This window comes from Streptomyces sp. NEAU-174 (assembly GCF_052665095.1).
Window position 1 is genome coordinate 37154 of sequence record NZ_JBQTCE010000020.1, and the last position, 24538, is coordinate 61691.

The 24538-nt window shown below is 71.8% G+C and carries 22 protein-coding genes; 10 read left to right on the forward strand and 12 right to left on the reverse strand.

The genetic code is table 11. The annotated features are described in order from the left end of the window. Window positions 1-22 precede the first annotated feature (22 nt). Complete coding sequence (locus ACT2CW_RS41180) at window positions 23-1642, reverse strand: solute symporter family protein (RefSeq protein ID WP_164434422.1); 1620 nt, start codon at window positions 1640-1642, stop codon at window positions 23-25. Beyond that, complete coding sequence (locus tag ACT2CW_RS41185; protein ID WP_182469077.1) at window positions 1639-1995, reverse strand: DUF485 domain-containing protein; 357 nt, start codon at window positions 1993-1995, stop codon at window positions 1639-1641. The genes ACT2CW_RS41180 and ACT2CW_RS41185 overlap by 4 nt, the downstream gene beginning before the upstream one ends. A 646-nt stretch (window positions 1996-2641) precedes the next feature. On the opposite strand from ACT2CW_RS41185, the gene ACT2CW_RS41190 reads away from it, so the two are divergent. Together ACT2CW_RS41190 and ACT2CW_RS41195 are read left to right on the forward strand one after the other, a co-directional pair. Next, entirely contained in the window at window positions 2642-4174 is a 1533-nt protein-coding gene (locus ACT2CW_RS41190) for a S8 family peptidase (protein WP_445520293.1), read from the forward strand. A 92-nt stretch (window positions 4175-4266) separates the two neighbouring features. Then, window positions 4267-4788, forward strand: coding sequence for a hypothetical protein (locus ACT2CW_RS41195; protein WP_414083626.1), 522 nt, complete (start codon window positions 4267-4269; stop codon window positions 4786-4788). Window positions 4789-4828: 40 nt separating this feature from the next. On the opposite strand, the gene ACT2CW_RS41200 is transcribed toward ACT2CW_RS41195, so the two are convergent. Then, window positions 4829-5503, reverse strand: coding sequence for a lysoplasmalogenase (locus ACT2CW_RS41200; protein ID WP_445520294.1), 675 nt, complete (start codon window positions 5501-5503; stop codon window positions 4829-4831). Next, window positions 5500-6423, reverse strand: coding sequence for a sterol desaturase family protein (locus ACT2CW_RS41205; RefSeq protein WP_445520295.1), 924 nt, complete (start codon window positions 6421-6423; stop codon window positions 5500-5502). Before ACT2CW_RS41205 ends, ACT2CW_RS41200 begins: the two co-directional genes overlap by 4 nt. A gap of 149 nt (window positions 6424-6572) precedes the next feature. On the opposite strand from ACT2CW_RS41205, the gene ACT2CW_RS41210 reads away from it, so the two are divergent. From ACT2CW_RS41210 to ACT2CW_RS41235, 6 genes are all read left to right on the forward strand, one after another. Next, window positions 6573-7475 (forward strand): hypothetical protein, encoded by a 903-nt coding sequence (locus tag ACT2CW_RS41210; RefSeq protein WP_445520296.1) that lies wholly within the window; start codon window positions 6573-6575, stop codon window positions 7473-7475. 167 nt (window positions 7476-7642) lie between these two features. Then, on the forward strand, window positions 7643-8629 hold the full coding sequence (locus tag ACT2CW_RS41215) for a DEDDh family exonuclease (protein ID WP_182469072.1): 987 nt from the start codon (window positions 7643-7645) through the stop codon (window positions 8627-8629). Between the two features lie 63 nt (window positions 8630-8692). Then, window positions 8693-8926, forward strand: coding sequence for a hypothetical protein (locus ACT2CW_RS41220; protein ID WP_037949523.1), 234 nt, complete (start codon window positions 8693-8695; stop codon window positions 8924-8926). A 77-nt stretch (window positions 8927-9003) separates the two neighbouring features. Beyond that, window positions 9004-9813 (forward strand): SURF1 family cytochrome oxidase biogenesis protein, encoded by an 810-nt coding sequence (locus ACT2CW_RS41225; RefSeq protein ID WP_445520297.1) that lies wholly within the window; start codon window positions 9004-9006, stop codon window positions 9811-9813. A gap of 207 nt (window positions 9814-10020) precedes the next feature. Next, the gene (locus ACT2CW_RS41230; RefSeq protein WP_445520298.1) at window positions 10021-11802 is read left to right on the forward strand and encodes a glycoside hydrolase family 15 protein; all 1782 of its coding nucleotides are present in this window, start codon (window positions 10021-10023) and stop codon (window positions 11800-11802) included. 4 nt (window positions 11803-11806) lie between these two features. Then, complete coding sequence (locus ACT2CW_RS41235; RefSeq protein WP_432045518.1) at window positions 11807-12562, forward strand: SDR family oxidoreductase; 756 nt, start codon at window positions 11807-11809, stop codon at window positions 12560-12562. Window positions 12563-13307: 745 nt separating this feature from the next. On the opposite strand, the gene amaP is transcribed toward ACT2CW_RS41235, so the two are convergent. From amaP to ACT2CW_RS41260, 5 genes are read right to left on the reverse strand one after another with little or no spacing between them, the layout of a single operon-like run. Then, window positions 13308-13862, reverse strand: coding sequence for an alkaline shock response membrane anchor protein AmaP (gene amaP, locus ACT2CW_RS41240; RefSeq protein ID WP_037949532.1), 555 nt, complete (start codon window positions 13860-13862; stop codon window positions 13308-13310). A 7-nt stretch (window positions 13863-13869) separates the two neighbouring features. Continuing rightward, window positions 13870-14574 carry a DUF6286 domain-containing protein gene (locus ACT2CW_RS41245; protein WP_445520299.1) on the reverse strand — a complete coding sequence of 235 codons (705 nt, stop codon included), beginning with the start codon at window positions 14572-14574 and terminating at the stop codon, window positions 13870-13872. Further along, window positions 14571-15080, reverse strand: a complete 510-nt coding sequence (locus tag ACT2CW_RS41250) for an Asp23/Gls24 family envelope stress response protein (protein ID WP_445520300.1) — start codon at window positions 15078-15080, stop codon at window positions 14571-14573. The genes ACT2CW_RS41245 and ACT2CW_RS41250 overlap by 4 nt, the downstream gene beginning before the upstream one ends. Window positions 15081-15107: 27 nt before the next feature. Further along, window positions 15108-15299 (reverse strand): hypothetical protein, encoded by a 192-nt coding sequence (locus ACT2CW_RS41255; protein ID WP_020872298.1) that lies wholly within the window; start codon window positions 15297-15299, stop codon window positions 15108-15110. Between the two features lie 41 nt (window positions 15300-15340). Then, on the reverse strand, window positions 15341-15865 hold the full coding sequence (locus tag ACT2CW_RS41260; RefSeq protein ID WP_182469067.1) for an Asp23/Gls24 family envelope stress response protein: 525 nt from the start codon (window positions 15863-15865) through the stop codon (window positions 15341-15343). A 190-nt stretch (window positions 15866-16055) separates the two neighbouring features. On the opposite strand from ACT2CW_RS41260, the gene ACT2CW_RS41265 reads away from it, so the two are divergent. Beyond that, on the forward strand, window positions 16056-16763 hold the full coding sequence (locus tag ACT2CW_RS41265; protein ID WP_445520301.1) for a nucleopolyhedrovirus P10 family protein: 708 nt from the start codon (window positions 16056-16058) through the stop codon (window positions 16761-16763). 39 nt (window positions 16764-16802) lie between these two features. Here the strand turns inward: ACT2CW_RS41265 and ACT2CW_RS41270 are convergent, their stop codons facing one another. Together ACT2CW_RS41270 and ACT2CW_RS41275 are read right to left on the reverse strand one after the other, a co-directional pair. Next, window positions 16803-17294, reverse strand: coding sequence for a response regulator (locus ACT2CW_RS41270; RefSeq protein WP_164434403.1), 492 nt, complete (start codon window positions 17292-17294; stop codon window positions 16803-16805). Next, window positions 17291-21691, reverse strand: coding sequence for a HAMP domain-containing protein (locus ACT2CW_RS41275; RefSeq protein WP_445520302.1), 4401 nt, complete (start codon window positions 21689-21691; stop codon window positions 17291-17293). The genes ACT2CW_RS41270 and ACT2CW_RS41275 overlap by 4 nt, the downstream gene beginning before the upstream one ends. Before the next feature lie 93 nt (window positions 21692-21784). On the opposite strand from ACT2CW_RS41275, the gene ACT2CW_RS41280 reads away from it, so the two are divergent. Further along, window positions 21785-23665: a SpoIIE family protein phosphatase gene (locus ACT2CW_RS41280; RefSeq protein WP_445520303.1), complete on the forward strand. Its 1881-nt coding sequence runs from the start codon at window positions 21785-21787 to the stop codon at window positions 23663-23665. A 62-nt stretch (window positions 23666-23727) separates the two neighbouring features. Here the strand turns inward: ACT2CW_RS41280 and ACT2CW_RS41285 are convergent, their stop codons facing one another. After that, a complete protein-coding gene (locus ACT2CW_RS41285; RefSeq protein WP_164434396.1) occupies window positions 23728-24507 on the reverse strand; it encodes an enoyl-CoA hydratase/isomerase family protein in 780 nt (259 codons plus the stop codon). Window positions 24508-24538 lie beyond the last annotated feature (31 nt).

A 24538-nucleotide genomic window follows, 5' to 3' on the forward strand; every position in this document is an offset into this window, starting at 1 on the left:
CCGCGCGGGTGGGAGTGGCCGCTCAGTGGGCTCCGTGCCCGGTGAGCGAGCGCACCTCCAGCTCGGCGTACTTCTCCTTGTCGGGCTGTTCCTTGGAGACGACGGTGCCCAGCCAGCCGAGCAGGAATCCCAGCGGGATGGAGATCAGTCCGGGGTTCTCCAGCGGGAACCAGTGGAAGTCCACGTCCGGGAACATCGAGGTCTCCTTGCCCGAGACGACGGGCGAGAAGAGCACCAGGAAGACCGAGGAGATCAGTCCGCCGTAGATGGACCACAACGCGCCCTGGGTGGTGAACCGTTTCCAGAACAGGCTGTAGAGGATGGTCGGCAGGTTGGCGGAGGCGGCGACCGCGAAGGCCAGTGCCACGAGTCCGGCGACGTTGAGATCTCGTGCGAAGACCCCGAGGACGACGGCGACGGTGCCGATGCCGACGGTGGCCCAGCGCGCGGCCGAGATCTCCTCCTTCTGCGTCGCCTCGCCCTTGCGGATGACGTTGGCGTACAGGTCGTGGGCGAAGGACGACGAGGAGGCGAGGGTGAGCCCGGCGACCACGGCGAGGATCGTCGCGAACGCCACCGCGGAGATCACCGCGAGCAGGATGGCGCCGCCCGTGGAGTCCGGTCCGCCGCCGATCTCCTCGGCGAGCAGTGGGGCGGCGGTGTTGCCCGACTTGTTGGAGGCGATGATGTCGTCGTGCCCCAGCAGGGCGGCGGCGCCGAAGCCCAGCGCGATGGTCATCAGGTAGAAGAGGCCGATGATGCCGATGGCCCAGTTGACCGAGTTACGGGCGGCCCGCGCGGTGGGCACGGTGTAGAACCGGATGAGGATGTGCGGCAGGCCCGCGGTGCCCAGGACCAGGGCGATACCGAGCGAGATGAAGTCCAGCTTGGTGGTGGCGTTGACCCCGTACTTCAGCCCCGGCTCCAGGAACGACTCCCCGATGCCGCTGTTCTTGGCGGCCTCGCCCAGCAGGTCGGAGATGTTGAAGTTGAACTTCAGCAGCACCAGGAAGGTGATCAGCAGCGTGCCCGCGATCAGCAGCACGGCCTTGACCATCTGCACCCAGGTGGTGCCCTTCATGCCGCCGATGGTGACGTAGAGCATCATCACGACGCCGACGAGGACGACGATGAGGATCTTCCCGGCCTCGCTGGTGATGCCCAGCAGCAGGGAGACCAGCACCCCCGCGCCCGCCATCTGCGCCAGCAGGTAGAAGATCGAGACGACGATGGTGGAGACGCCCGCGGCGGTGCGCACCGGGCGCTGGCGCATCCGGTAGGCGAGCACGTCGCCCATCGTGTAGCGGCCGGAGTTGCGCAGCGGCTCGGCGACCAGCAGCAGGGCCACCAGCCAGGCGACGAGGAAGCCGATCGAGTACAGGAAGCCGTCGTAGCCGGAGAGCGCGATGGCGCCGGCGATGCCGAGGAAGGACGCGGCGGACATGTAGTCGCCGGAGATGGCCAGGCCGTTCTGGAAGCCGGTGAACTGGCGGCCGCCGGCGTAGAAGTCGGTGGCGTTCTTGGTCTGCCGGCCCGCCCAGACGGTGATGGCCAGGGTCGCCACGACGAAGACCGCGAAGAGCGTGACGATCAGTGGCCGGTTGTCCGAGGCGCTCTCGGCCGCGAGCATATGGGGGCTCATGAGCGCTCCTCCAGACGGGTCTTGATGGCCTGGGCGCGGGGGTCCAGCTTGGCGGCGGCGTGCCGGGAGTACCACCAGGCGATGAGGAAGGTGGTCAGGAACTGGGCCAGTCCGAACACCAGGGCCACGTTGATGTGGCCCACGACCTTGGTGCCCATGAAGCCGTCCGCGTAGTTGGACAGCAGGACGTAGAGCAGGTACCAGCTGACGAACGCGATGGTGAGCGGGAAGGCGAACGAGCGGTGGGCACCGCGCAGTTCGCCGAACTCCGCGCTCGCTTGCACCTCGGCGTAGGCAGAACGGTCAAGTTGCCGCTGATCGTCGGGGCGATCGTTGGCCGGTGCGGTATCCACGGTCTCTCCTGGTGAGTGGGTACGACGGGAATGCATACGGCGGCGAGTGATCCAGATCACGCATGGTAGGGCGGCGCGGACCCGTACGACAGGGGCCGGTTGATTGAAAGACGGATAAGAATTCCGGGGAGGGATCGGCTCCGGGTACTGTGGCGGGTTTTCTTCCGGAATGCATTGATGTCCGACCTTGATCAGCGATAGCTTCCTTCGTCATGTACCCGCCCAGCCACGGACGGCGTTCGGGCGGCCCGTACGGATGAAGTGGAGACCCCATGGCTCATCTGAGATCGGCTCCTCCAAGACCCGGACGGCGGGCCTTTGACGGCCCGTCGGCTTCGCACCACCCCCTCACCACTCCCCGCCGCCTCTGCCCCGGTTCCGCGGCGTCCCGGGCCATCGAGGCGGCGCGCGGGAGCCGCGCCACGAGGGCGCGCACATTCGCTTGTGCGGATGACCCCGGCCGGACCGCCGCCGTTGACGCGGCCCGCCGGACCGCCGCCCGCGCCCGGGGGCTCCACGTCCCCCGAGTGGCGCGCTGAGCGCGCGTCCGCGCCCCCGGTCCGGAACGCTGACGATCCAGCCCGGTCCGCCCGCCCAGAGCCTCCTCAGCCACCTCGAGAGAACCGTCGAGAGAACCGGAGTACCCATGACGCCGCGCCGCACCTCCCTGCCGCTGCGCACCGCCGCGATACCCGCCGCCATGGCGCTCACCACCGCGCTGGTCTTCCTGCCCACCACCGCCACCGCGCTCGGCCGGGACGGCCACGCCACCGCGGCCGCCACGGCCGACGGTCCGTCCCTGAGCTATGTCGTCAACACCCGCCCGGGGCAGGACCCGTCCCGGATCCGCAAGGCCATCGCCCAGGCCGGCGGCACGGTCGTCGTGTCCTACGACCGGATCGGCGTCATCGTCGTCCACTCCGCCAACCCGGACTTCGCCAAGACCGTCCGTAAGGTGCGCGGCGTCACCTCCGCCGGGAACACCCGCACCGCCCCGCTGCCCGCCCAGTCCACCGACGACATCGACACGCCGAAGCTGCTGAGCGAGAAGCAGCGGCAGGCGGTGGCGGCGAAGGCGAAGGCCGGGCAGGACCCGCTGGAGCCGTTGCAGTGGGATCTGCCGGCGATCAAGGCGGACAAGGCCCATGAGAAGAGCCTGGGCAGCCGTAAGGTCACCGTCGGGGTCATCGACACCGGCGTGGACGACACCCACCCGGATCTGGCGCCGAACTTCGACCGTAAGGCGTCCGTCAACTGTGTGACGGGCAAGCCGGACACCGCCGACGGCGCCTGGCGGCCGAGCGCCGAGGAGTCCCCGCACGGCACGCATGTGGCGGGCGAGATCGCCGCCGCGAAGAACGGCATCGGCGTCACCGGTGTGGCCCCGGGGGTCAAGGTCTCCGGGATCAAGGTGTCCACGACGGCCGGGTTCTTCTACACCGAGGCGGTCGTCTGCGGCTTCGTCTGGGCCGCCGAGCACGGCGTGGACGTCACCAACAACAGCTATTACACCGACCCGTGGTACTTCAACTGCACCACGGACCCGGACCAGAAGGCCCTGGTCGAGGCGGTGCGCCGGGCCTCGTCGTACGCCGAGCGCCGGGGTGTGGTCAATGTGGCCGCGGCGGGCAACGAGAACTACGACCTGACCTCGGACACCATCACCGACCCCTCCAGCCCCAACGACACCACCCCCGGTGACCGGGAGGTGGACCCGAGCGTCTGCCTGGACATCCCGACCCAGCTGCCGGGCGTCGTCACGGTCGCCTCGACCGGCGCCAAGGGGCTCAAGTCCTCGTTCTCCAACTACGGCCTGGGGATCATCGACATCGCGGCCCCCGGCGGCGACAGCACCGTCTACCAGAAGCCCGAGCCCCCGGCCACCAGCGGCCTGATCTACAACACGCTGCCGGGCGGACAGTACGGCTACATGGCGGGCACGTCGATGGCCTCGCCGCATGTGGCCGGTGTCGCGGCGCTCATCAAGAGCACCCATCCGCACGCCTCCCCCTGGCAGGTGAAGGCGCTGCTCAAGGCCGAGGCCGACGACCTGGCCTGCCCGACGCCGTACGACATCGACGGCGACGGCACGGCCGACGCGGTGTGCGAGGGCGGCAAGCGGTACAACGGCTTCTACGGCGCCGGGCTGGCGGACGCCCTGGACGCGGTCGAGAAGTGACCGGCTGACACAATGCACGGGCCGCCGGGGCGGAGCAGCCGCCCCGGCGGCCCGTACGTGTTCCCAGAAGGCCGCGAGAGGACACCGTTCCCGTGCACCACGACGACTCCTGGGGACCGCTGCCGCCGCGGCCGGCCTTCTCGCTGCTGGTCCGGTTCGTGCTGACCGTACTGCTGCTGCCGCTGTGGTGGGCGCTGATCGTGGTGATCTTCCTCGGCTTCATCGCCTTCGGGATCGTGGCCGAGATCCTTACGGTGATCCCCGGGTTCGAGAAGGGGTTCCTCGGCCTGATCGACAAGTTCGGGGACAGCGTGAAGGTGTGGCCCGCCTGGTGCGTGACGCTCCCGGAGCTGCGCCACGAGGGCGACGCGGCCTTCTACCGGGCCCGGGTCGACAAGCGCATCGCGGCCTGGACCGCCAAGGAACTGGCCGCCCAGAAGGCGAAGAAGGCCCCGCCGCCAGGCCCGCACGACATCCCCGTGCGCGAGTACCGCGGGGTGGGCGCGGGCTACGTGGTCGAGGCGGCACGCGCCCGGGGCTGGGAGCTGAGCCATGACCGCCACTCGGATCCGCTGCGTGTGGTCCGGCTCAGGCGGCTGCCGGTCACGGACTGACGAACGTGGCGACCTTACGGTCGTCACAGCCTTACGGTCGTCACGGGCTGACGAGCGCCCGTTCCAGCGCGGGGCGCGGGACCGCGTCGCGCGTCGCCCCCTCCGTCAGCAGCCACTGGGCGGCTATGTAGGTGGCCATGATCCAGAACTGCGGCATCGGCGGCCGTGGCCAGTCGGCGAGCCCGGCCGCGATCAGGGTGTCGGAGAGCATGAACAGCGCCCCGCCGAGCCCGGTCCGCACACCCGCCCCGAGCGCGGCCAGCGCCATGACCGTCAGCAGCAGGCTGTAGCCCGCGACGGGAAGCCGCAGCTGCGCCGCGAGGCCGGGCCACAGCAGGGCCACCGTGCCCAGCCACGCGGCCCCGTACCCGGCGGCCGCCCAGGGCGCCGTACGGCGCCACCGCCACCCGGCGCGGGCGAACAGCGTCAGATAGCAGAGGTGCCCGACCGCGAAGCACCCCATTCCGGCCAGGAACGCGGTCTCGCCGCCGATCTGGAGCAGCACATCGCCCCCGCAGCCGCACAGCAGCGCGGCCGGGAGCGGCCACGGCCCGCCGCGCGCCAGCGCCCATACGGCGAGCACGGGCATCAGGGCGGGCTTGGTGAGGTGGACGACGGTGGTGGCGTCCACGAGCAGCGCGCCCAGGTGAACGGCGGTCAGCAGCGCGAAGAGGGCCCGCAGGACCGTCGTCGCGCGCCCGGCGGCGGCCGTCACCGCACGCTCTCGCCGACCGGCTCCGGCCGCCCGGCATCCGGGGAACCTGCCTCCGGGGAACCGGCCGCCGGGAGACCTGCCTCCGCGGCCGCCGCGGGCTGCCAGCCCGGCCCCCGGAAGACCCGGCCCGCCCGCTCGCGCCAGTCCCGCGCCGCCGCGATGTCGCGGGCGATGGCCACGTACTCGTGCGTGGCCACGCGCAGCGGGTTGTAGGTGTCGATGTTCTTCGTCAGGCCGTAGACGGGCCGCTCGGTCTCCGGGACGAAGGACCCGAAGAGCCGGTCCCAGACGATGAGGATGCCCCCGAAGTTGCGGTCCAGGTAGTCGCCTTGGGAGGCGTGGTGGACGCGGTGGTGCGAGGGGGTGTTGAAGACGAACTCGACGGGGCGCGGCAGGGTGCCGATCCGCTCGGTGTGGATCCAGAACTGGTAGACGAGGTTCACCGACGAGCAGAACGCCACCGCCGCCGGATGCACCCCGAGCGCGATCATCGGCACGTAGAACGGCCAGACGGTCCAGGTGGTCCACGGTTGCCGCAGGGCGGTGGTGAGGTTGAACTTGCGGCTGGAGTGGTGCACCACATGGCACGCCCACAGGATGCGGATGACGTGGTGCCCGCGGTGCGACCAGTAGTAGAAGAAGTCCTGGGCGAGCAGCATCAGCGGCAGCGTCCACCACACCACCGGGACGCGCAGCGGGGTGAGTTCGTAGACGGCGGCGTAGATCGCCACAATCGGGATCTTCCACAGCAGATCGAAGACCAGGCTGCCGAGCCCCATGCCGACACTGGTCGCGGCGTCCTTCGCCGCGTAGCCCTCGGCGTCGTCATCGGGGTGGAAGCGGTAGCTCACCATCTCCACGACGGCGAGCAGCACAAAGGCCGGTATCGACCACATCACGGCATTCGGGAGGTGCGGCATGTCCGCAACATAGAACCGCCGGTGAGGCCGCCGCTAGAGGTAGTTACCAACAAGTATGGTAGATGCGGCGTCAACAACAGGTCTCGCCCAACAGGTCTCGCCTCGGACGGCATGGCCGATGGCGGCATGGCCGATTAAGCTCCCCGCCTGTGCGCAGAGCCAGAGAACGGTTCCGGATCGGTGGCATAGCCTTCGCCTGCCTGCTGTCGGCGCTCACCACGGGGTGCTCCTCCGGGTCGGGCGGCGATGACTCCCCCTCAGCCCTGATGGAGGCGGTGGGGCACATCTCGACCGCGGGCCCGACGGGGGCGCAGGTCTCCTATCTCGACGCCGCCCGGGTGCGGTCCCTGGAGAAGGGCGACTCCCAGCGGTTCCGCACCGTCGGCCAGGCGGGCAGTCCACTGATGACGGGCTACCGCTTCAACGCCCATGCCTATGGCCTCGATCCAGCCATGATCGACACCGATGTGACCAATGGATACGCCGGGCACTGGCAGGGCTCCTTCGACGCGGACCGCATCGCCGCCAAGCTCAAGACGGGCGGCTTCGCCCGGCGCACCTGGCACGGCGAGACCGTCTGGGCGAAGGACGGGATCACCCTCCAGGTCGCCAAGGACGAGATCTCCTTCGGCTACGCCGGCAAGGATCTGTCGGCGGTGCGCCCGGCCAAGGGCAAGTCCGTGGCGGACGACCCGGACTACCGGGCGCTGGGCGACTGCCTGGGCGATGTCTACCGCGTCGACTTCGGCGGCAAGAACCCCAAGGACCCCGTGCGCCTCTCGGCCACCGGACAGCTGGCGAAGTCCGCGAAGCAGACATCCGGGGTCATCTGCGCCCTCACCGACGGCAAACGGACCGCCGAACGGGCCGCCGACCGCCTGAAGTCCGTCATCCGCCGGCGGGCCCCGCGCTTCGACGGCGCCAAGGTGACGGTTCTCACCGGGGATTCGCCCGGGGTGAAGGTGACGGTGCCCGACCGCCCGGGTGACAAGCGCGCCGGCCGCCTTCTCGTCAGCGACATCGATCTCCAGCTGGCCCTGTCCAAGCTCTGACCCGCCGCGTACCGGCTCCGGCCCGCGGGCGTACGGCTCCGACCCGCGGTCGTACCCGCTCCGACCGGCCCCGACCGGGCCCGACGCCCCGTCAACCCCCAGGCGGCGTACGTCCCGACCGGCCCGCCGGTCAGGGTTGTCGGTGACGGCCCGTATCCTCATTGACCATGCTCGAAGACCCCACGGCAGCCGCCCCGCACCTCGCCCCGCCGTCCTCCTGGCCGGCCACCTATCCGCAGGGGTACGCGGTCGTCGACGTGGAGACCACCGGCCTCGCCCGCGACGACCGGATCGTCTCCGCGGCGGTCTATCAGCTCGACGCCCGCGGCGCGGTGCAGGACCACTGGTACACGCTGGTCAATCCGCAGCGCGATCCCGGCCCGGTGTGGATCCACGGTCTGACGGAGGAGATGCTGGCGGACGCCCCGCGCTTCCCCGAGATCGCCGCGGAGCTCTCCGAGCGCCTGGCCGACCGCGTCCTGGTCGCGCACAACGCCGCCTTCGACTGGTCGATGCTCGCCCGCGAGTACGCCCGCACCCGCGGCGCCGCGCCCGTGCGGCAGCGGCTGTGCACCATCGCCCTCTCCAAGGAGCTGGGCCTGCCGCTGCCCAACCACAAGCTGGAGACCCTCGCCGCGCACTACGGGGTGGTCCAGCGGCGCGCCCACCACGCCCTGGACGACGCGCGGGTGCTCGCCGAGACCTTCCGGCCCAGCCTCCACCGGGCCGCCGAGACCGGGCTGCGGCTGCCGCTGCTGGCCTGCCAGCCGCTGACCGAGTGGTCCGAAGGACCGGCCATCGGCCGCCAGCGGTCGTACCGGCAGACCTGGCGCCCCAGCCGCAAGCGCCCCGCCTGCCCGTACCCCAACCCCGGGCGCTACGAGCCGGGCGGGCAGCTGGTCCAGGGCATGCGGGTGGCGTTCTCCGGGGACACCTCCGTGGACCGCGAGCTGCTGGAGGACCGGGCCGTCGAGGCCGGGCTGCACGTGGCCACCAGCGTCTCCCGGCTCACCAGCGTGCTGGTCACCAACGACCCCGAGTCACCCACGTCCAAGACCACCAAGGCCCGCTCCTTCGGCACGCCCGTCATCGACGAGGCGGCCTTTATGCAACTCCTCCAGGACGTCACCCCAGCGCCGCCGACAAACAGGTGAAGTCGGCGCGACGCGCCCGCCCGCCGCTCGCCCGCCACCGCGCGGCCCCGCACGCTGAGGCGCATGGCACGTTGTGAGGTCTGCGGAAACGACTACCGGATGACATTCGAAGTGCACGCACAGGGCAATGTGCACGTCTTCGACTGTTTCCAGTGCGCCATCCACCGCATGGCGCCCATTTGTGAGCACTGCCGGGCCCAGATCATCGGGCAGGGCGTGGAGGCCGACGGCCAGTTCTACTGCTGTGCGCACTGCGCGCGGGCGGAAGGGAAGGTGGGCATCGTCGACCATGTGTGAACCCGGCCACCTGCGTGGATTGTCCCGGGGCGCCCCCAGCGGCCGAGGGACAATCCACGCCGAGTAGGGTCAAGGATGTGTACCGCTTCCTGTTGACCCGGCAGTGGGTGATCCTCACACTCGTGGCCCTGGCCCTGATCCCGACGATGATCAGGCTGGGTTTCTGGCAGCTGCACCGCCATGAGCACCGGGTCGCGCAGAACCAGCTGATCGGGAACAACCTCGACGCCCCGGCCGTGGCCGTCGAGAAGTTCACCGCCCCCGGCCGTACGGTCCCCCGCGACGACACCTGGCGCACGGTGACCGCCACCGGCACCTACGACACCGCCCATGAGGTCGTCGTCCGCCAGCGCACCGGCTCCGACGAGCAGTCCATCGGCTACTTCGTCCTCACCCCGCTGCTGCTCCCGGACGACCGCGCGGTGCTGGTCAACCGGGGCTGGATCCCGGCGGGCACGGACCTCACCAAGTTCCCCAAGGTCCCCGCCGCCCCCTCCGGCAAGGTCACCGTCACCGGCCGGCTGAAGGCCGACGAGACCACCGGCAACAGCGGCATCAAGGACAAGCAGGGGCTGCCGCCCCGCCAGGTCTCGCTGATCAACAGCGAGCAGCAGGCGAAGGCGCTGTCCCGGCCCGTCCTCGGCGGCTACATCGAGCTCACCTCGTCCTCCCCCAAGGGCGGCAAGCAGCCCCAGCCGGTCGCCGCACCCAACCACAGCGACATCGGCCCGCATATGGCGTACGCCGTCCAGTGGTGGCTGTTCTCCGCCGGTGTGCCGATCGGCTGGTTCGTGCTGGCCCGCCGCGAGCGCCGGGACCGCGCCGCCGAGGCCGCGAAGGCGGCGGCGACGCCGGAGCAGGTGCCCGCCACGGCCGCGGCAGACTAAGCGCTCCGCGGGAAGGGGCGGGGAGGGGAGAGTTCCACCGATCCGCCGGACAGCCATAGGCCCTCGTCCAGCGGATCCCGGCGGGGTGCCCCGTCCAGCGGATCCTCGCCGGGGTCCCGTCCAGCGGATCTCCGCCAGGCGCGCCGTCCAGCGGATCTTGGCCGGGCAGGGGCCTAGAACCCCGCTTCCCCGGGAAAGCGCCCCGACATGGCCCAGCACATCGACGACTACGCCCTCATCGGTGACCACCAGACGGCGGCACTGATCAGCCGCCATGGCTCGATCGACTGGCTGTGCCTGCCCCGCTTCGACTCCCCCGCCTGCTTCGCCGCGCTCCTCGGCGACCGCGACAACGGCCACTGGCGGCTCGCCCCCAAGGGCGCGGGCGCCTGCACCCGCCGTGCCTACCGCGACGACTCCCTCGTCCTGGAGTCGGTCTGGGAGACGGAGACGGGCACGGTCAAGGTCATCGACTTCATGCCGCAGCGCGACCGCGCCCCGGACATCGTCCGCATCGTCGAGGGCGTCTCCGGCAACGTCGAAATGCTCGGTGTCCTGCGGCTCCGCTTCGACTACGGGCGGGTCGTCCCCTGGGTGCGCCGCACCGACGGCCACCGGATCGCGATCGCCGGGCCGGACTCCGTATGGCTGCGCTCGGAGCCCGCGGTACGCACCTACGGCGAGGACTTCAGCACCCGGTCCGAATTCACCGTCTCGGCCGGGGACCAGGTGGCCTTCGTACTCACCTGGCACCCCTCCCACGAGCCCCGCCCCCAGCTCGTCGACCCGTACCACTCCCTCCGCGCCAGCCTGGAGGACTGGCGCGGCTGGGCCGCCCGCTGCCGCTACGAGGGCCCGTACCGGGACGCCGTCATGCGCTCGCTGATCACCCTCAAGGCGCTCACCTACGCGCCGAGCGGCGGGATCGTCGCGGCCCCCACCACCTCGCTGCCCGAGCGGCTGGGCGGGGTCCGCAACTGGGACTACCGCTACTGCTGGCTGCGCGACTCCACGCTCACCCTGAACGCCCTGCTCCGCGCCGACTACCACGACGAGGCCGTCGCCTGGCGCGACTGGCTGCTGCGGGCGATCGCCGGCGACCCGGCCGAGTTGCAGATCATGTACGGCCTGGCGGGCGAGCGCCGGGTCCATGAGCAGGAGCTGACCTGGCTGGAGGGGTACGAGCGCTCGACCCCGGTCCGGGTCGGCAACGACGCCGTCGACCAGCGTCAGCTCGACATCTACGGCGAGGTGCTCGACACCCTGCACCTCGCCCGCGCCTCCGGGCTGCCCGCCGAACCGCACGCCTGGAAGATCCAGACCGCGCTGATGGACTTCCTGGAGTCGGCCTGGCGCGACCCCGACGAGGGGCTGTGGGAGGTCCGCGGGCCCCGCCGCCACTTCGTCCACTCCAAGGTCATGGCGTGGGTGGCCGCCGACCGCGCCGTCCGCGCGATGGAGGCCGACCCACGGCTGGGCGGGGACGCGGACCGCTGGCGCGCGATGCGCGACGCCGTCCACCGCGAGGTCTGCGAGAAGGGCTACGACCCCGAGCGGTCCGCCTTCACCCAGTCCTACGGCTCGGCCGAGCTGGACGCCGCGACCCTGCTCATCCCGCGCGTGGGCTTCCTCCCCGCCACCGACCCCCGGGTCCTCGGCACCATCGACGCGATCCGCCGTGAGCTCAGCGAGGACGGGCTGATCCGCCGCTACACCACCGACGGCGGCGTGGACGGCCTCCCCGGCTCCGAGGGCGCCTTCCTCGCCTGCTCGTTCTGGCTCGCCGACGCCCTCCAGCTGGCCGGCCGCCACAAGGACGCCCGGGGCCTCTTCGAACGCCTCCTCGCGCTCCGCAACGACGTCGGGCTGCTCGCCGAGGAGTACGACCCGGCGACCGGCCGGCAGCTCGGCAACTTCCCGCAGGCGTTCAGCCACATCGGGCTGGTGGGGACCGCCCTCACCCTCGCGGAACGGCCCAGGGCAGACTGACCCCATGGATCTTGGACTCAAAGACCGGGTGTACATCGTCACCGGAGCCACCCGCGGGCTGGGGCTCGCGACCGCCCGTGAGCTGATCGCCGACGGTGCGAAGACCGTCATCACCGGCCGTGACGCCGATACGGCGGCCGCCGTCGCCGCCGACCTCGGGCCGAACGCGGTCGGGGTCGCCGCCGACAACGCCGACCCCGAGGTGGCGGCCCGCCTCATCGCCACCGCCCGGGAGCGGTTCGGCGGCTTCGACGGCGTCCTCATCAGCGTCGGCGGCCCGCCGGCCGGGCTGACCGCCGACATCACCGACGCCCAGTGGCGGGCCGCCTTCGACTCCGTCTTCCTCGGCGCCGTCCGCCTCGCCCGCGCCGCCGCGGAGCAGCTCCCCTCCGGGGGCGTGATCGGCTTCGTCCTCTCCGGCTCCGTCCGCGAGCCGATCCCCGGCCTCACCGTCTCCAACGGCCTGCGCCCCGGCCTCGCGGGCTTCGCCAAGTCCCTCTCCCTCGAGGTCGGCCCCCGCGGCATCCGCGTCGTGGGCCTCCTCCCGGCCCGCATCGACACCGACCGCGTGCGCGAGCTCGATTCCCTCTCCGGCGACGCGGAGGCCGCGCGGGAGCGGAACGCGGCGGCGATTGCGCTGCGGCGGTACGGGACGCCCGAGGAATTCGGCAAGGCCGCGGCGTTCCTGCTGTCGCCTGCGGCGTCGTATCTGACCGGGCTGATGCTTCCGGTGGACGGCGGGGCCCTCCACAACATCTGAGGCTGAGGGGGCTTGGGGGTGGGCCCACGGAGCTCCGCCCATGACCTGGGCACGACATGGACACCACTTGGGCACGTCCTGGGATACGACCCTGGGCACGTCCTGCGTGCGACCTGGGCACGTCCCGGGTACGACCGGGCACGATCTGCGCACGACCGGGGCCACGAGCTGGACGCTACCTGGGTACGACCTGGGCACGGCACGGCACGGCCGGACGCCAAGCGCGGGCCGTGGGCGCCTGCGGCGCGCATTCCCCCACCCCGCCCCTCCCCGAAACTATGGGGCTCCGCCCCCTAGCCCCCCACCGGGGCTCCGCCCCGGACCCCGCTCCTCAATCGCCGGAGAGGCTGGCTTCCGGCACGGTCCGCCCGACTTGCCCGGCCCGTGGGTCAGCCACCTGAACCACGGCCGCGACCCGCTGGCGCAGAGACGGACACCGAGCGAACTCAGCCCCTCCGGCATTTGAGGAGCGGGGCCGGGGGCGGGGGCCCGCCGAGGGCCCAGGGGTAGAGCCCGGGGTGGGTCGCGCGGGGGCGCTACCCAGCGAGGACGGGAGCCGCAGCCCGTCCAGGGGCGTGGAAGTAGAGCCCCCCGGCAGGGGCTTGGGGCGCAGCCCTAGCGGGGCATGGGGGCGCAAACCCCCCGGGGCTCGTGGGGCGCAGCCCCCCGGGGGTCGTGGGGGCGGGGTCCATGCGTTTCGGGAAGGGGCGGGGTGGGGAATCCCGCCGGAGGCGGCCACGGGGCGTTACCGGGCTCGCTCCGCTCCGTGCCGGGCCACCCTCAGCCGCACCTCCGCCGGGAGGGCCTCGAGGCCCGCCGATGTGCGGGCGCGTTCCAGGGCCTCCGCTCGCACCGCGTCCAGAGTCGACAGCGGGTCCGCCCGAGCGTCCAGCGCCAAGCCCATCCGGGCCTCCGGTGTCGTCCGGCGGCCCCGCAGCAGGACGTGGGCGCGCTCCACGCCGTCCAGCGACTCCGCGTCCGACAACAACGCGGCCTCCAGGGCGCGGCCCCGTAGCAGGGCGCCCTCTCCGTCGCCCGTCTCCACGAGCACTTCCTGGAGGCGACGCCGGCGCAACTGGACCAGGAACCAGCACAGGGACAGCACGAACAGCACCGCGAGCGCCGCGATGACGGCCGGCCAGAACCATCCGGTGTCCCGCCACCGCGTGCGGTCCGCCCGGCTGAGCAGCACATCGTCGCGGCCGTCGAACGGCGGCCACCCGGCCAGGATCACCGCGCCCACGGCGGCCAGCACCAGACCCACGAGCCCCAGCAGCACCCGGTTGACGACACTCAGCATGGCGCGCTCACCCCTTCGACTTCGCCGAGCGCCGTACGTGGACGGAGAGGGCGGGCGGCCTGGCCAGGCCCAGTTGGCGGATGCCCTCGTGGAGGGCGGCGTCCAGATCCGCGCGCACCTCGTCGAGATCGCGGAAGTGGGCCAGCGCGCGGGCCCTGATCCGCCGTCGGCCGACGTCCACGCGGGCCGACCGGACACCGGGCACCTCCATCGCCCGGTCCCGCAGCACCAGCCCCGCCGACGTCCGGTCGATTCCCGCTCGAACGGCCGCCGCGGCTTCCGCCCCCGCCCCCGACCCCGATCCCGATCCCGACTCCCGCTCCGGCTCCGGCGCGCGCATCGGCAGCAGCCCTCGCAGCCCCGGCGCCATCGCCATGACCACCATCCACACCCCCAGCGCGGCCAGCAGCGCCGCCCCGGCCACCATCCACGCGCTGTCCAGCGGCCGCGCGGCGAGTTCATCGGCGAGCCAGTCCCGCCACCGCATGGCGCGCCGCCCCGAGCGCACGGCCGCCACGTCGTACAGCAGCAGCCCGCTGACGGCGGCGACGGCCAGGGCGACGATCCCGGCCGGTACCCGCCGCTCGGACCAGAAGCGCCGGACCCGCCCGGGCGGATCCCCGTCCCCGGCACCGGCACCGACACCCGTCCCCGCCCTCGCGCCGTACGCCGACGCCGAGGCGGACTGACGCATCTTCTGGTCCGCGTTCATCGCACCCTGTCCCTCCCCCGACGCGCCCTGCGCTCCGGGCGCTCCCACCGCGGCACATGCAGCCGTTCGACCGTCACCGCGACCTCGGGCACCTCCATGCCCGTCATCTCGCTTACCCGTTCGATCACCTGACGACGCACCGCACCGCAGTGCGCGCCGATGTCCGAGGGATAGCCGAGCTCGACGGCGACCCGGACGCGCGCGACGCCCCCGCGCACCGCGGCGACCGCGTACGGCCGCGCCGCGCCCACGACATCGGCGAGGGCGATCTCACCGGAGCTCACACCGGAGTTCACCCCGGGGTTCACACCGAGGTTCGCAGCGGGGTCCGCACCGAGGTTCGCAGCGGGGTCCGCACCGGCATTCGCGCCCATCTCCGCACCGCCGTCCCCACTGGAATCCGTCGCGCCGCCGCCCCGCAACGCCTCCCGCGCCGCCTGCGAGGCGATCTTCGCGACGACCCGGTCCGCGATCCGCGTCGCGCCCCGCTCACCCGGCTCCACCACGGCATGTCCTTACGGTCGTCATGGCGCTCACCGCGGCCGTCCGTCACGGCCACGGGAACGGAAGAAGTCGCCCGGTTCCAGATCACCGTCCAGGAACCGGCCGACGATGAACCCGACGGCTCCCAACGCCGCCACCAGCAGAAAGGCCCCGAAACCACCGAAGTAACCTGCGAAAGCCAGCGCCATTCCCGCGATCATCCCGACCACGGCCATGCTCATCGTGTGCTCCTTCGCTGGAGCCGACCGGAACCGCTGCCGGCCTACTGGAGCCGCGGCTCCGGCGATTCCTCTTCCTCGTCCGGCAACTTCACATCGCTGACCGCGATATTGACCTCGACGACCTCGAGGCCGGTCATCCGCTCGACCGCCGCGATCACGTTCTCCCGTACGGCCCGTGCGACATCGGCGATGGAGACGCCGTAGTCCACCACGATCTCCAGGTCGAGGGCCGTCTGCACCTCCCCCACCTCCGCCTTCACCCCGCGGGTGACCGACCGGCCGCCGGGCACCCGGTCCCGTACGACCCCGAAGGTGCGTGCGAGACCGCCGCCCATGGCGTGGACGCCGACCACATCGCGGGCCGCCATACCCGCGATCTTCTCGACGACGCCGTCGGCGATGGTGGTGCGCCCCCGCAGGGCCGGGTCGCCCCCGCCCCGCCGGGGCCGATCGGTGGCGGCGCCCGGCGCGGCGATGCCGGGCCCGGCGCCCAGCGTCTTGGGCGTACCGGCGGCGGGTTCCGTGGCGGGGTTCTCGGGTCGGTTCCGTGGTGCGGTCTCGGACATCACCGATCGTCCCTTCCGAGGCGAAGAGCGGTGGAAGCGATTTCCGCTCGCTCTACTTGCCACCTTAAAGGGGCCTTCCCCGAACCGCTTCGGAGATGCGGCACTCGCGCGATCGATACGGCAGGCTGAGAGCGGTAGGGCTCACGTCCGTACGGCGGTAAGGGGTGACACGGTGGTCACGGACCGGCTCGTGCAAACCGTAAGGGAGCAATTGCGGCTCGGCCGGCTGCTGCCCCTGGGCGAGCGGGAGGACGGCTCCTGGATCACCGAACGCGCGGCGAACGAGGTGCTCGGGCGGGCCGCCGCCGAAGTCCCCGGCGCGCGTCTGGGCGCGCTGCGGATCGGGCCCGCCGACCCCGGCACCGCCGGGGCGCCCGTGGTGCCGCCCCCGCCGAGCGCGCTGCCGCCGGGCCCCCTGCGCATCGCGGCGGAGTGCGGTGCGACGCTGGAGGAACCGCTTCCGGTGACGGCGGACCGGCTGCGCGACGTACTGCTCGACGCGGCGACGGACCGGCTCGGCTTGGTGGTGGAGGCGGTGGACATACGGGTGACGGACGTACTGGACGAGCTCCCGGCCCTGCCCCCGGAGACCCCGCGCCCGCACCCGATCGAGGTCCCGGCCCCCGAGACCGTGGCCGTCGCCCCCGACCCCGCCACCGCTGCCGTCGCCCGCGCCGCCACCTCCGTGCCCGGCGTCGCCCGGCTCGCGCCGGTGCTGGGCTCGCCCCGGGCCGTGCGGATCGAGGGGGCGCACATCCGGATCGAGCTGGCCGTGGCGGCGGATCACCGCGCCGTGGATGTGGCGAGGGCGGTACGAACGGCGGTGGCGGAAGCCGCCCCGGCCCCAGGGGACCAGCCGCCCACGGTGGCCGTCCTCGTCACGGCCGTGGAGCCCTGACCGGAGCCCGGCCCTGACCGGAGCCCAGCCCCTGACCGGTCACTTCTCGACGTACTTCCGCAGTCCCTCGACCGTGCGCTCCAGCTCCTCGACCCGGTCGGCCAGCTGCTCGGTCCGCGCCTCGAGCTGGCGGTTCTTGCGGTGCATCTCCAGGAACACATTGACCTTCGTCCGCAGCAGCCATGGGTCGAAGGGCTTGGTCAGGAAGTCGGCGGCGCCGATCGCATAGCCCCGGTAGGCGTAGTCGGAGTCGGCGTCGGTCCCGGTCAGCAGGATGATCGGGACGTCCTTGGTCTGGTCGAGCCGTTTGATGTTGGCGGCCGTCTCGAAGCCGTCCATGCCCGGCATCAGCACATCGAGCAGTACGACGGCGAAGTCCTGCCGCAGCATCGCCTTCAGCGCCTCCTCGCCGGAGCGGGCGCGGACGAGCTGCTGATCGAGCGGGCCGAGGACGGCCTCCAGCGCGATCAGGTTCTCCTCCATGTCGTCGACGATGAGGATTCCGGCCTTCTCGGACACGCTCGTAGTCATCTCTCCCCCTGCCTCGGCCTCGGCGGACCGGTCTCGGCAGGCGCGGCGCCCTCTCCGGACACGCCCTCTCCGGACCCGGCGGTGTCATCGCCGGACCCGCCGGACCCGTCGGACGTGGCGTCACCGCTCCCGGGCTCGTCCGGCTCCCCCACCGCACCGCCCGGATCGAGCACATCGAGGATCGCCGACATCAGCCTGTCGACGTCCACGGGCTTGGGGACATAGCCATTGGCGCCGCTGTCGATGGCCTTCTCCCGGTCGCCAGGCATGACCTTCGCGGTGAGGGCGAGGATCGGCACCTCGGCGAGACGCGGTGTGCTCCGGATGGCCCGGATCGTCTCGTACCCGTCCATCTCCGGCATCATCACGTCCATCAGGACCAGCGAGACGTCCGGGTTGCGGTGCAGCACCTCGAGCCCCTCTCGGCCGTTCTCCGCGTACTTCACCGTCATGCCGACCCGGCCCAGCACATGCGTGAGCGCGAAGACGTTCCGGATGTCGTCGTCGACGATCAGGATGCGGCGGCCGTTCAGCACCTGGCCGGGGCGTCCGCGCTGCCACTCCTTGAGCCGGGTGGTCCCCGGCCAGCCGTCGTCGTGGTCCTCGCTCTCGCCCTCGCCCTCGGTCTCCCGCTCGCTCCCGGCCCCGGTCTCCGCCCCGCCGCCCGGGGCCCGGACGGCGAGCCGGCTGGCGGCCAGGCTGTCCGCCTCGCCGAAGACCCCGCTCGGGGCGTGGTCTTCGGTGTCCGGCAGCGGCTCGTCCGGGGCGGGGGCGGCCGCCGGGACCGTGGAGCCGGTGGCCCTGGGGTCCGAGGGGTCGGGGGCCGGGGCGACGCCGCTGTAGTGCGCGGGGATGTAGAGCGTGAAGCGGGAGCCGACGCCGAGCTCGCTCTCGGCCACGATCCGGCCGCCGAGCATTCCGGCGATCTCCCGGCTGATGGACAGGCCGAGGCCCGTTCCGCCGTACTTCCGGCTGGTGGTGCCGTCGGACTGCTGGAACGCCTCGAAGATCACCGGCAGCTTCTCCGGCGGGATGCCGATACCGGTGTCGGTGACGGAGAACGCGATGACGGCGTCCGCGGCCCGCAGCGCCTCCTCCTCGAACTGCCCTCCCGGGGTGCGCTCGACGCGCAGCGTCACCCCGCCCGACGAGGTGAACTTCAGCGCGTTGGAGAGCAGATTGCGCAGGATCTGCTGGAGCCGCTGCTCGTCGGAGAACATCTCGCGCGGTACGTCCTCGCCAACCGCGATCTCGAACGACAGGCCCCGGTCGACGGCGAGCGGCCGGAAGGTGGCGTTGACATAGTCGAGGATCTTGACCAGCGGCAGCTTCTTCGGACGGACGTCCATCCGGCCCGCCTCGATCTTCGACAGATCCAGGATGTCGTTGATCAGCTGGAGCAGATCGGAGCCGGAGCGGTGGATGGTGGCGGCGAACTGCACCTCCTGGGGGGACAGCCGGTCCTCGGGGTTGTCGGCGAGCAGCCGGGCCAGGATGAGCAGCGAGTTCAGCGGGGTGCGCAGCTCATGCGACATATTGGCCAGGAACTCGGACTTGTACTGGGAGGCGGTGGCCAGCAGCGCGGCCTTCTCCTCCAGCTCCGCGTTGGAGCGCTGGAGCTCGTTCGAGCGCTGGCGCAGCTCGGTGGTGAGCCGCTGGGACTCCGACAGCAGCGACTCGGTGCGGGCGTTGGCGATGATGGTGTTGATCGAGACGCCGATGGTGCTGACGAACTGGTCGACGAAGGCCAGGTGGACCTCGCTGAACCGGCTGAACGAGGCCAGCTCGATCACTCCGAGCACCTGGTCCTCGTAGAGGATCGGCAGGATCACCACGCTGGCCGGGAGCGCGGAGCCCAGCCCGGAGTCGATGGTGATGTAGTCGGGCGGGACGTCGTTGATGAGGATCCGCTTCTTCTCCACCGCCGCCTGGGCGACCAGCCCGCGGCCCCGGGGGCCGGGCCGCGGCGCCTGGCCGTCGCCCCCGACCGCGTCCTGGTCGGTGCCGTATCCGGCGATGAGCTCGAGCCCCTCACCGGGCCTGGCACCGGCCGCGCTGAGGAAGAACGCCCCGAACTGCGCGTTGACCAGCGGGGTCAGCTCGCTCAGGATCAGATCCGCGACCTCGACCAGATCCCGGTGGCCCTGCATCAGGGAGGCGATACGGGCCAGGTTGGACTCCAGCCAGTCCTTCGCGCGGGTGGTCTCGCGGAGGTTCGCGACCATCAGATTGACGTTGTTCTTCAGCTCGGCGACCTCGCCCTGCGCCTCGACCGAGATGGACCCGGACATATCACCCTGGGCGACGGCGGACGCGACCTCGGCGATCGCGCGCACCTGAGTGGTCAGATTGAGGGCCAGCTCGTTCACGCCCGTGGTCAGCCGCTTCCAGGTGCCGAAGACGCCCTCGACCCGGGCCTGGCCGCCCAGCCGGCCCTCGCTGCCGACCTCGCGGGCCACCCGCGTCACCTCGTCGGAGAACGAGGAGAGCGTGTCGACCATGGTGTTGATGGTGGTCTTCAACTCCAGGATCTCGCCGCGCGCGTCGACGTCGATCTTCTTGCTCAGATCGCCCTCCGCCACGGCGGTGGCGACCTGGGCGATGTTGCGGACCTGGGACGTCAGGTTGGACGCCATGAAGTTCACGTTGTCCGTAAGGTCCTTCCAGACCCCGGACACGCCCGGCACTCCGGCCCGGCCGCCCAGCTGGCCCTCGGTGCCCACCTCGCGGGCCACCCGGGTGACCTCGTCGGCGAACGAGCGCAGCTGCTGGACCATGGTGTTCACGGTGTCCTTGAGCTCCAGGATCTCGCCCCGGGCATCGACCGTGATCTTCTTCGACAGATCGCCGTTGGCGACGGCCGTGGTGACCTGGGCGATGTTGCGGACCTGGGAGGTCAGGTTCAGGGCCATGAAGTTGACGTTCTCGGTGAGATCCCGCCAGACCCCGGAGACCCCGCGCACCTGGGCCTGACCGCCCAGGTTGCCCTCGGTGCCCACCTCGCGGGCCACCCGCGTCACCTCGTCGGCGAAGGACGACAGCCGGTCCACCATGGTGTTGATCGTCGACTTCAGCTCCAGGATTTCGCCCTTGGCCTCCACCGTGATCGTCTTGCTCAGATCGCCCTCCGCCACGGCGGTGGCGACCTGGGCGATGTTGCGGACCTGGGAGGTGAGGTTGTCCGCCATGAAGTTGACGTTCTGCGTCAGGTCCTTCCAGACCCCGGAGACGCCACGGACCTGGGCCCGGCCGCCCAGCTCGCCCTCGGTGCCCACCTCGCGGGCCACCCGCGTCACCTCGTCGGCAAAGGCGGACAGCTGGTCGACCATGGTGTTGATCGTCGACTTGAGCTGGAGGATCTCGCCCTTCGCATCCACGGTGATCTTCTGCGAGAGATCACCGGTGGCGACCGCCGTGGTCACCTGGGCGATATTGCGGACCTGGGAGGTCAGGTTGGACGCCATGAAGTTGACGCTGTCCGTAAGGTCCTTCCAGACCCCGGAGACGCCACGGACCTGGGCCCGGCCGCCCAGCTCGCCCTCGGTGCCCACCTCGCGGGCCACCCGCGTCACCTCGTCGGCGAACGCGCGCAGCTGATCGACCATGGTGTTCACGGTCAGCTTGAGCTCCAGCAGCTCACCGGTGGCCTCGACCGTCACCTGGCGGGTGAGGTCACCGCGGGCGACCGCGGTGGTCACCTCGGCGATGTCACGGACCTGCGCGGTGAGCCGGGAGGCCATGGTGTTGACGGCCTCCGTCACCATGCGCCAGTCGCCGGAGAGCCCCTGCACCTTGGCGCGGCCGCCCAGCCGCCCCTCGGTGCCGACCTCGCGGGCGATACGGGTCAGCTCACCGGTGAACAGCGACAGCTGGTCCACCGTGCGGTTCACCCCGCGTCCCAGCCGCCGCAGATCGCCGCGGAGCTGTCGATTGCCGTCGTGCAGGTCCACCCGCTGGGTCAGATCGCCGGACGCGATCGCGTCGAGCACCCGCGTGGCGTTGGACACCGGGCCGACCAGGGCGTCCACCAGCTGATTGGCCGCGTCCACATTGGTGGCCCAGGCCCCCTGGCCGGGACTCGCGGTGATCCGCTCGTCCAGCCTGCCCTGGCGCACCACCTCGCGGCGCACCCGGTGCAGCTCTCCGGACAGATGCGCGTTGCGCACCGCGAGCTGGTTGAAGACCCCGGCCATCTCGCCGACCAGGCCCTCGGCCGAGGTGTCCGCGCGGACGGTGAAGTCACCGTCGCACAGGCCGTTCATCGCCGCCAGCAGGGACCGCAGGTCGGCCGCGGACGCGGTCTCGTCACCGCGCGCCGGGCCGGGCGGCCGAGCGTTTTCCGGACATTCCACGGTCGGGGCCGGGGAAGTGTCGGTGGTGATCGGGTCGAGAGCCATGGCGTCGTCCCTTAAAGATCATTCATATCCCCCTGTCTGTCATAATATGGCACCTAGATGGCCTAAACCGCCTATATTGCCCTGGAGCCGCACGTGGGAGCCTTGTTTCCTCTCGCGCGTGAGTCCGTCTCGCGGACGACGCTGCCCGGGAGCGTGCGCGCACCCGGCGCGGCGCGCGCCTTCGTCCGTACGGCGCTCACGGGACGGAGCGCGGCGGAGGCGTTCGCCCCGACCACCCTCGACGAGCGGTCGATCGACGACGCGGTGCTGCTGGTGAGCGAGCTGGTCACCAATGCCGTGCTGCACGCGGGCACCCGAGTCGAGGTGGTCTGCCGGCTCCAGCCCGGCCCTGACGCCGCCATGGAGGGCTTCGGGCCCGAGGAGACGGCCGGTCCTGACGATGTGCCGAGAGACGGGCCGAGGCGGCCGGGGATCGTCATCGAGGTGGCGGACCTCCACCCCGCCAGCACCGTGTACGGAGGTCCTGAGAGCCAGCGCCGGGGCCGCGGCCGCGGGCTCCAGCTGATCGGGGCGCTCGCGGAATCCTGGGGTGTGACCTATCACCGCACCCGTAAGGCGGTGTGGTTCCGGCTGGACGCCGAGCGGGCGGGGAGCGAGTTCGACGCCGTCCCCACCAGCGCGCTCGGGCGCGAACTGCGGTTCGCCGAGACCCTGGCCCCCGTCGCACCCCGTGAACAGCGCGATCCGACCGCCGACTGGGTGGACCGCGGCGGACCGTCCTTCCTCGCCGAGGCCAGCGAACTCCTCACCGGTCAGCTCGACGAGAACATGGTGGCCGCCCTCGCCGGGCAGCTCCTGGTGCCACGGCTGGCCGACTGGTGCGCGGTCTGGCTGACCACCGAGAGCGGCGGGCTCCAGCTCGCCCGCGTCTGGCACAGCGATGAGCGCCGTATCGACGCGCTCCGTGTCTCGCTGGAGCGGCATCCCCCGCCGACCGGGCTCGGCTCGGCGGGCACCTCCTGGCCCTGGCCCGGGGTCGCGGACAGCCAGGGGGCGGGCGGCTCGGCGGTGTGCTTCCCGCTGATCGCACACGGCCGCAGCCATGGCGTCCTGCTGCTCGGCCGGGCGGGCGTGCCGCGCATGGCGGAGGGCGTGGTGCGGCTCGCGGAGGACGTGGCGCGGCGGGTGGCCCAGGCGGTGGCCACGGCCCGGCAGTACACCCGTCAGGCGACGATCAGCCGGGCGCTCCAGCGCCGCCAGCTGCCCATGTCGCTCGCCCATATCCCGGGGGTGGACACGGCGATCGTCTATGAGCCGCACGGCGAGGGGCAGACCGTGGGCGGCGACTTCTACGACCTGTTCCCCATGGGCGACCGCCGCTGGTGCTTCCTGCTGGGCGACGTCCAGGGCAGCGACCCGGAGGCGATGTCGGTCACCGGGCTGGCCCGCCATCTGGTGCGGCTGCTGGCGCGCGAGGGCCATGGGGTGGAGTCGGTGCTCAACCGGCTGAACCAGGCGCTGGTGGAGGAGGACGCGGAGGCGGCGGAGATCGACGGCGAGCAGTCCCGGCCGCGCTTCCTGAGCCTGCTCTACGGGGAGCTGGAGCCGGACCCGGCCGGGGGCGGCGCCCGCTGCACCCTGGCGAGCGCCGGCCATCCGCTGCCGCTGCGGCTGACCACCCGGGGCGCGGTGGCCCCCGCCGCCTCCCCGCAGATGCTGCTCGGCATCGAAGAGAACCCGGACTTCCACGCCGACACGCTGGCCCTGGAGCCCGGCGAGACGCTGCTGTGCGTCACCGACGGGGTGACCGAGCGGCGCAACGGCCTCCGTCAGCTGGATGACGACGACGGTCTTTCGGACATCCTGCGGGAGTGCGTGGGGCTGGGCGCCAAGGCGGTCGCGGAGCGGGTGCGGCGCGCCACGCATGACTTCAGCCCCGAGCCGATCGACGACGACCTGGCGGTGCTGGTGCTGGAGGCGGTGCCGACGGTGGAGCCGCAGCGGATGGCGTGACGGCGCCGCGGACGGTCGACGACACGTCAGGGCAGGTCAGCGGAGCGCTTCCGCGGAAGCGCTCAGTCCGTCACCCCCGCCAGGGCGCGCAGTCGGCGGGCCTGGGCCGCGCGCTCGGCGGCGCGCTGCTCCTCGTAGGTGCGGTCCACGGCGCCCCGCAGCAGCGCCTTGGTCTCGATCACCGCATCGCGGTCCGCGGCGAGCAGGGCCGCCGCCAGGTCCTGGACCGCGCCGCCGAGCTCGGCGGCGGGCACCACGAGATTGGCGAGCCCGGTCCGCTCGGCCTCCTCCGCGTGGACGAAGCGCCCGGTCACGCAGATCTCCAGCGCACGGGCGTATCCCACGAGCCCGACCAGCGGATGGGTGCCGGTGAGGTCCGGCACCAGCCCGAGGCTGGTCTCGCGCATGGCGAACTGTGCGTCGTCCGCGCAGACCCGCAGGTCACAGGCGAGCGCAAGCTGAAAACCGGCCCCGACGGCATGCCCTTGGACGGCGGCGATCGACACGATGTCGTTCCGCCGCCACCAGGTGAACGCGTCCTGGTACCCGGCGATGGTCGCGTCCAGCTCGCTGTCGGAACCGCGCGCCATGTCGAGGAACGACGGCTCGCCGTCGAACCCCTCGGGCGTGAACGCCTGACGGTCCAAGCCCGCCGAGAAGGACTTGCCCTCGGCGCGCAGCACCACGACGCGCACGGTGCCCGGCACCAGCTTTCCGGCCTCGGCCAGCGCCCGCCACAAGGCGGGCGACTGAGCGTTGCGCTTCGCCGGGTTGTTCAGGGTCACCGTGGCGACCGTGTCATCGACGGTGAGCTGAACGCCGTCCTTGTCGAGCAGGGTCACAGGGGCCTCCGGTCGGGTGCGGTCAGTACAA

Bases quoted from the DNA above. Each gene is read 5' to 3' on its own strand.
- ACT2CW_RS41180 (WP_164434422.1), bottom strand. From the start codon at position 1,642: ATGAGCCCCCATATGCTCGCGGCCGAGAGCGCCTCGGACAACCGGCCA.
- ACT2CW_RS41190 (WP_445520293.1), top strand. From the start codon at position 2,642: ATGACGCCGCGCCGCACCTCCCTGCCGCTGCGCACCGCCGCGATACCC.
- ACT2CW_RS41205 (WP_445520295.1), bottom strand. From the start codon at position 6,423: ATGCCGCACCTCCCGAATGCCGTGATGTGGTCGATACCGGCCTTTGTG.
- ACT2CW_RS41215 (WP_182469072.1), top strand. From the start codon at position 7,643: ATGCTCGAAGACCCCACGGCAGCCGCCCCGCACCTCGCCCCGCCGTCC.
- ACT2CW_RS41220 (WP_037949523.1), top strand. From the start codon at position 8,693: ATGGCACGTTGTGAGGTCTGCGGAAACGACTACCGGATGACATTCGAA.
- ACT2CW_RS41230 (WP_445520298.1), top strand. From the start codon at position 10,021: ATGGCCCAGCACATCGACGACTACGCCCTCATCGGTGACCACCAGACG.
- ACT2CW_RS41235 (WP_432045518.1), top strand. From the start codon at position 11,807: ATGGATCTTGGACTCAAAGACCGGGTGTACATCGTCACCGGAGCCACC.
- amaP (WP_037949532.1), bottom strand. From the start codon at position 13,862: ATGCTGAGTGTCGTCAACCGGGTGCTGCTGGGGCTCGTGGGTCTGGTG.
- ACT2CW_RS41245 (WP_445520299.1), bottom strand. From the start codon at position 14,574: ATGAACGCGGACCAGAAGATGCGTCAGTCCGCCTCGGCGTCGGCGTAC.
- ACT2CW_RS41255 (WP_020872298.1), bottom strand. From the start codon at position 15,299: ATGAGCATGGCCGTGGTCGGGATGATCGCGGGAATGGCGCTGGCTTTC.
- ACT2CW_RS41260 (WP_182469067.1), bottom strand. From the start codon at position 15,865: ATGTCCGAGACCGCACCACGGAACCGACCCGAGAACCCCGCCACGGAA.
- ACT2CW_RS41270 (WP_164434403.1), bottom strand. From the start codon at position 17,294: ATGACTACGAGCGTGTCCGAGAAGGCCGGAATCCTCATCGTCGACGAC.
- ACT2CW_RS41275 (WP_445520302.1), bottom strand. From the start codon at position 21,691: ATGGCTCTCGACCCGATCACCACCGACACTTCCCCGGCCCCGACCGTG.